We start from the raw sequence: 6,532 nt of genomic DNA on the forward strand, positions 1-6,532 counted from the left end.
AAGTTTATTCAAAAGTCAACATGCGACTGATGGATTGCAATCATAAGTTGTGCCCTATTCTAGTTGCAGCCCATGCCGTTTGGGTTTTAGTCCCTTCTGGCATTTAGGTGTTTGCTAATTTTGCTTTGGCTGCCACTGCCCAAGGATGGGGGACCACTAAGTCACCGGCAAAGAGCCAGTCCATATAATAGCCAGCGGCAGATTCCAAGGAATCATCGAGGCGGTCTAATAAGCCGGTTAAAAAAGGTGCTTGATCTTTGCGATCCCATTTGATTTTGTCGGCTAAAAAAACGATCAGATCGAGACGACTATATTGGGCCTTTAAGGTGGTATGACAGCTGATGGCGGACAGAATCTCTGGGTCAGACACATGAAAAACCGTTTTTGCCAACAAAGCGGATTGCTGCTGATGCAGCAAAAAAGGTGCTTGCCGCTCCGCGTCTAAGATCGGTTCGCCTACCGCTATCTGCAAGGCGATTCGCTGGTCATTAGGGATGACGACGCTGACATCGTGCAGCAGTCCTGCTGAGTAAGCTTTCTCCGCATTGACTTGAAACCGTTCTGCCAATCCTTTGGCTTCTTGGGCAACGGCTAGATTGTGGACCGCCGTTTCGGCATGATCGAAGGTTTCCAGATACTGAACCATTTGCTCAGTGAGGGTCTTCCCCTGTAAAGGGAGAGTATAGGTGGCAAGACCAACTTGTTTCATCTCAGCTACTCCTTAAAAAGACTCGTACTGTGGGTGGGTTGCGTCCGCGTTTTGGGATCAATGTAATGGAGTGCATTGTTCACCGCAGTTGGGGCTTCCCCGAAACCAGTAGCGATCAGTTCGACTTTTCCATCGTATAAAACGACATCCCCACAGCCATAGATCCCAGGAACAGACGTGCTCATATCTGAAGAGACGAAGACTCCTTGGCGGCTGCTTTTCATGCCCCAATCCTTGATGTTCAATGTGGAAGAAAAACCGTAATTGACGATCAAAGCATCCAATGAAAGGCTGACCGTTTCATCACCCTTGACTTGCTGCAACGAGACACCAGTCAAACGTTGCTCTCCTTGGAGCTCTTGAATCACATAAGGAGTCAGAATGTTGACGGCAGAAGCTTGTAATTTGCTGACGCTATGTTCATGAGCACGAAATTCAGGACGGCGATGGATCAAGTAGACTTCACTAGCGATCGGCTCCAGCATCAATGCCCAATCGATGGCAGAATCGCCGCCACCGGCGATCGCTACTTTGCGTCCGGCATACTTCATCAAATCGGTGACAAAATAGTCTAAGCCGTATCCTTCAAACCGCTCGCTTTCTGGCAAAGTCAGTTTGCGCGGCTGGAAGGAGCCGTTTCCTAAAGCCAAAATCACGGCTTTCGAGTAATGGATTCCTTTGTCGGTAGTGACTTCGATATAGTCTTCTTGTTTTTCGACCGACAAGACGGTTTCTTCTAAACAATATTGGTGATTGAAGGTCGTCAACTGTTTTTCCAGGTTTTGGACAAGATCGCCCGCTTTGATTTTCGGATAACCCGGGATATCGTAGATGTATTTTTCTGGGTATAAAGTAGCAAGCTGACCGCCTAATTGCGGCAAGCTGTCGATGATCTTGGTTTTGGCGTTACGCATACCGGCATAGAAAGCAGAAAACATCCCGCTAGGTCCGGCGCCGATAATCGTTATATCAAAAATATCCATGTTATTCCTCTTTTCTAACCACGTTGGGGTGAAGCATGTTCGTGTTGTACGAATAGCTTCATTATAGCAAAAATTATCCAAACTAGCATTTTTTCAATTTTCTGCTATCATGGATTTATGAGAGAGAAGGAGGAGTTAATGTGTCTGAATTTCCACAGTTAGCATTAGAAAAACAAACTGGCCATAAAGCAGTCATCAAAACCAATCGTGGGGATGTAGTTGTACAATTGTTCCCAGAATTGGCACCAAAAACAGTCAAAAACTTCGTTGAATTAGCGAAAAAAGGGTATTACGATGGGATCATCTTCCACCGTGTCATTCCTGATTTTATGATTCAAGGTGGCGATCCAACTGGTACAGGAATGGGCGGCGAAAGTATCTATGGCGGCAGCTTTGAAGATGAATTTTCAAAAGAATTGTTCAATCTTCGTGGCGCTTTATCCATGGCAAACGCTGGTCCGAATACTAACGGCAGCCAGTTTTTCATCGTAAACAATCAAAATGTTCCTAGCAACATGTTAGGTCAATTAGAAGGTGCTGGTTATCCAGCTGAAATCATCGAAGCGTATCAAGCAGGTGGTACTCCTTGGTTAGATTTCCGTCACACAGTCTTTGGTCATGTGATCGAAGGAATGTCAGTCGTTGATGAAATCGCTGGCGTGCAACGGGGACCACAAGATCGTCCAGTGCATGATGTAGTGATCGAAACGATCGAAATCAGCGAATAAAACAAAAGAACCCAAAGCAGTTTCAACGGTCATCCTCAAGGAGATCGTTGAAATGGTAGCTTTAGGGTTCTTTTTTCATAAGAAAGAGTTAACCGATCGGTTGGTCTTTAAACGCGGCGGCGATTTGATTGAGTGCTTTTTCTAATAGCTCTTTAGGACAGGCAAAGTTCAGCCGCATATGGTGACTGCCGTGGGGACCAAAGATATTTCCTTGATTCAATACGACATTGGCTTCTTTAATCATTTTTCTTTGTAGCTGATTATCCGTTAGGCCATAGGCAGAAAAATCCAGCCAGATCAAGTAAGTACCTTCGGGCTTTTGAAACGTCACTGCCGGCAGATGTTCAATCAAAAAGTCGCAGACAAAGGTGCGATTTGCTTCTAAGTAGGTCAATAGTTCTTCTAACCATGCTTCAGATTCACGATACGCTGCTTCAGTAGCGACCAAACCAAACGTATTGATTTCCCCTTGAACGTTACGTTCCTGTGTTTTTGCAAAATGGCTGCGCAAGGTTTGGTCTTTGATAAATACCATCGAATTTTTGATCCCAGCTAAATTAAAGGTCTTGGTTGCTGAAGTCAAAATGATCGAAAAATCGGCAAAGCTTGGCTCGACTGTTTGGAAAGAGACAAAGTGATTTGGCGCAAAAACGATGTCTTGATGAATCTCATCACTGACAACGATCACCTGGTGCTTTTGACAAATCCGGCCGATCATCAGCAGTTCTTCTTTTGACCACACGCGTCCGCCAGGATTATGAGGATTACATAGAAGAAACAATTTTACTTTCTTTTCGATGATGGTTTGTTCCATCGCCTCAAAATCGATGACGAAGTGGCCATCTTTTTCCAGTAACGGTTCTTGAATTAAGGTACGCTGATTGTTTTTGACAACCTGGGCAAAGGGATGATAGACCGGATCGTGGATCAGTACGGCATCTCCTTCTTGGGTGTAACTTTGGATCGCCAGTGCAATACTAGGGACGACACCGCTATTAAAAAGAATCGCTTCTTTATTGATGGTATAACCATGACGTCTTTGCTGCCAATCGATGATGGATTCAAGCAGCGAATCAGGGATGGTGGAGTACCCATAGATCCCTTGGGCAACTGCTTTTTCTAAAGCTTTTTTCACTGATTCTGGTGCCAGAAAATCCATATCCGCTACCCAAAGTGGCAGCAGGTTTTCTTCCTTGTAGGTTTTTGCAATGGTGTCCCATTTGACGCTATTGGTATTTAAGCGGGGATGGACTTTGTCAAAATTGATCATGCGTTTCCCTCCTATATTGTGCAACGTTGTTTCTGATGCTTCAAATCTACCACTAGTTCAAGTATAATGAAAGTGGAAAAGAGAGGAAAGACTATGAATTATCAAATCGGGAACATTATAGAAGGAACAGTCACTGGGATTCAACCCTATGGTGCATTTGTTTCGTTAGATAAGGAAACACAGGGATTGATCCATGTTTCAGAGATCCAATCCGGGTTTACCAAAAATATCCATGAAGTCTTACAGATCGGGCAAAAGATCCGTGTACAAATCATTGATATTGACGAATACAGCCAAAAGATCAGTTTGTCCCGCCGTACATTGGAATCAAGTTTTGTTCAGCCACCCTTTAAGCGTAAACGCTACTTTACAAATAAGAATAAGCGGATCGGTTTCCGTACGATTGGGGAAGCTTTACCAGTGTGGGTGAAAGAAGCCAAAGAAATGTTAGAAAAAGAAAACAGCAACAGATAATCGTGCATATTTTCTGAAAATGTGCTAAAATTAGTTTACAAACAGATGAATAACTGAGGTGGGTATTTTGGGATCCAAAAAAGTAGCGGGTACAGTTATGATGCACTTAGCAAATGGTTCGAAACGATTTTTGATGCAAATACACGAAGGCACTGCGGAATTAGCGTCAACGGATTTTTCTGAAGATAAAACCGGCTTGGCTACGATCTTACAATTGTTTAAAGACCGTATCCACCTTGATGTGACAGCGATCGAACTCGTTGAACTCACAAATGGCAACATTGATACGCAAAACATTCCTTTATTTGTTTTTGAAACACAAGAAGCAGGACAAACGCAACAGCTGCCAGAAGGGTATGCGTGGGAAGAGCCTAATATCTTTCGTAAGATCATCGAAGACTATAAGATTGAAGGCGTTCCGTTCTTTTAGCACCTGTATACTAGTGAAAAGACTGAAGACCGTTATGACGGTCTTTTTTTATTGAAAACTTTTTGTAAATAAAATGAAATATTTCCTTGACCTGAGTCAAGAAGAATGGTAAATTAGTCAACGTTGGCAATTGAGTCAGCGGGTCAAAAATGCTTTTGAAAAAACTTCAAAAAAAGACTTGACCAAAAATGAAACAGATGATATTATAACGAAGTCGCAATTTTAAAACAGTTAATCGATGTTGATACATCAACAAAATTAATTAAAAAAGTTGTTGACAAATAACAAATCATTTGTTATTCTAATAAAGTCGCTGAGACAGCCGCTACGAAGTTGAAAAACAACGAGCGAAAAAAACTTTTAAAAAAAGAGTTGACAATCAAGCGTCGCTCTGATATGATATAAAAGTTGCTAACACAGCACGGTAGACCTTTGAAAACTGAACAAAGCAAGCAAACGAACCAATGTGTAGGACGTTTCAATTTATTGAAACAAATACATGCAAGCAATAGCTAGCAAAGTTAATTTTTATGAGCTTAATGACCGTATGGTCATTCAAACAAATCATTATGAGAGTTTGATCCTGGCTCAGGACGAACGCTGGCGGCGTGCCTAATACATGCAAGTCGAACGCTTTTTCTTTCACCGGAGCTTGCTCCATCGAAAGAAAAAGAGTGGCGAACGGGTGAGTAACACGTGGGTAACCTGCCCATCAGAAGGGGATAACACTTGGAAACAGGTGCTAATACCGTATAACACTATTTTCCGCATGGAAGAAAGTTGAAAGGCGCTTTTGCGTCACTGATGGATGGACCCGCGGTGCATTAGCTAGTTGGTGAGGTAACGGCTCACCAAGGCAACGATGCATAGCCGACCTGAGAGGGTGATCGGCCACACTGGGACTGAGACACGGCCCAGACTCCTACGGGAGGCAGCAGTAGGGAATCTTCGGCAATGGACGAAAGTCTGACCGAGCAACGCCGCGTGAGTGAAGAAGGTTTTCGGATCGTAAAACTCTGTTGTTAGAGAAGAACAAGGATGAGAGTAAAATGTTCATCCCTTGACGGTATCTAACCAGAAAGCCACGGCTAACTACGTGCCAGCAGCCGCGGTAATACGTAGGTGGCAAGCGTTGTCCGGATTTATTGGGCGTAAAGCGAGCGCAGGCGGTTTCTTAAGTCTGATGTGAAAGCCCCCGGCTCAACCGGGGAGGGTCATTGGAAACTGGGAGACTTGAGTGCAGAAGAGGAGAGTGGAATTCCATGTGTAGCGGTGAAATGCGTAGATATATGGAGGAACACCAGTGGCGAAGGCGGCTCTCTGGTCTGTAACTGACGCTGAGGCTCGAAAGCGTGGGGAGCGAACAGGATTAGATACCCTGGTAGTCCACGCCGTAAACGATGAGTGCTAAGTGTTGGAGGGTTTCCGCCCTTCAGTGCTGCAGCAAACGCATTAAGCACTCCGCCTGGGGAGTACGACCGCAAGGTTGAAACTCAAAGGAATTGACGGGGGCCCGCACAAGCGGTGGAGCATGTGGTTTAATTCGAAGCAACGCGAAGAACCTTACCAGGTCTTGACATCCTTTGACCACTCTAGAGATAGAGCTTCCCCTTCGGGGGCAAAGTGACAGGTGGTGCATGGTTGTCGTCAGCTCGTGTCGTGAGATGTTGGGTTAAGTCCCGCAACGAGCGCAACCCTTATTGTTAGTTGCCATCATTTAGTTGGGCACTCTAGCGAGACTGCCGGTGACAAACCGGAGGAAGGTGGGGATGACGTCAAATCATCATGCCCCTTATGACCTGGGCTACACACGTGCTACAATGGGAAGTACAACGAGTTGCGAAGTCGCGAGGCTAAGCTAATCTCTTAAAGCTTCTCTCAGTTCGGATTGTAGGCTGCAACTCGCCTACATGAAGCCGGAATCGCTAGTAATCGCGG

The 6,532-nt window shown here is 44.6% G+C and carries 6 protein-coding genes and 1 rRNA gene (1 of these 7 running past the window's edge); 4 read left to right on the forward strand and 3 right to left on the reverse strand.

All coding sequences use genetic code 11. The features are described 5' to 3' along the window. Positions 1-103: 103 nt before the first annotated feature. Positions 104-709, reverse strand: a complete 606-nt coding sequence (gene yqeK / locus IGI86_RS03015) for a bis(5'-nucleosyl)-tetraphosphatase (symmetrical) YqeK (RefSeq protein WP_269924642.1) — start codon at positions 707-709, stop codon at positions 104-106. Positions 710-714: 5 nt separating this feature from the next. Further along, entirely contained in the window at positions 715-1,692 is a 978-nt protein-coding gene (locus IGI86_RS03020) for an NAD(P)/FAD-dependent oxidoreductase (protein ID WP_269924643.1), read from the reverse strand. Positions 1,693-1,832: 140 nt separating this feature from the next. Between IGI86_RS03020 and IGI86_RS03025 the strand changes: the two genes are divergently transcribed. Continuing rightward, entirely contained in the window at positions 1,833-2,420 is a 588-nt protein-coding gene (locus IGI86_RS03025; protein WP_005227659.1) for a peptidylprolyl isomerase, read from the forward strand. A gap of 88 nt (positions 2,421-2,508) precedes the next feature. Here IGI86_RS03025 and IGI86_RS03030 read toward each other — a convergent pair whose 3' ends face one another. Then, positions 2,509-3,690 carry a MalY/PatB family protein gene (locus tag IGI86_RS03030; RefSeq protein ID WP_269924644.1) on the reverse strand — a complete coding sequence of 394 codons (1,182 nt, stop codon included), beginning with the start codon at positions 3,688-3,690 and terminating at the stop codon, positions 2,509-2,511. Positions 3,691-3,783: 93 nt separating this feature from the next. Between IGI86_RS03030 and IGI86_RS03035 the strand changes: the two genes are divergently transcribed. The 3 genes from IGI86_RS03035 to IGI86_RS03045 all read left to right on the forward strand — a co-directional run. Further along, positions 3,784-4,164 carry a CvfD/Ygs/GSP13 family RNA-binding post-transcriptional regulator gene (locus IGI86_RS03035; RefSeq protein WP_005231980.1) on the forward strand — a complete coding sequence of 127 codons (381 nt, stop codon included), beginning with the start codon at positions 3,784-3,786 and terminating at the stop codon, positions 4,162-4,164. Between the two features lie 67 nt (positions 4,165-4,231). Then, positions 4,232-4,594, forward strand: coding sequence for a hypothetical protein (locus IGI86_RS03040; protein ID WP_034871858.1), 363 nt, complete (start codon positions 4,232-4,234; stop codon positions 4,592-4,594). Between the two features lie 565 nt (positions 4,595-5,159). Continuing rightward, positions 5,160-6,532: ribosomal RNA gene (locus IGI86_RS03045) — 16S ribosomal RNA — on the forward strand; it runs 187 nt beyond the window's last position.

The organism is Enterococcus sp. AZ188, assembly GCF_050544075.1.
Lineage (GTDB): Bacteria > Bacillota > Bacilli > Lactobacillales > Enterococcaceae > Enterococcus_D > Enterococcus_D entomosocium.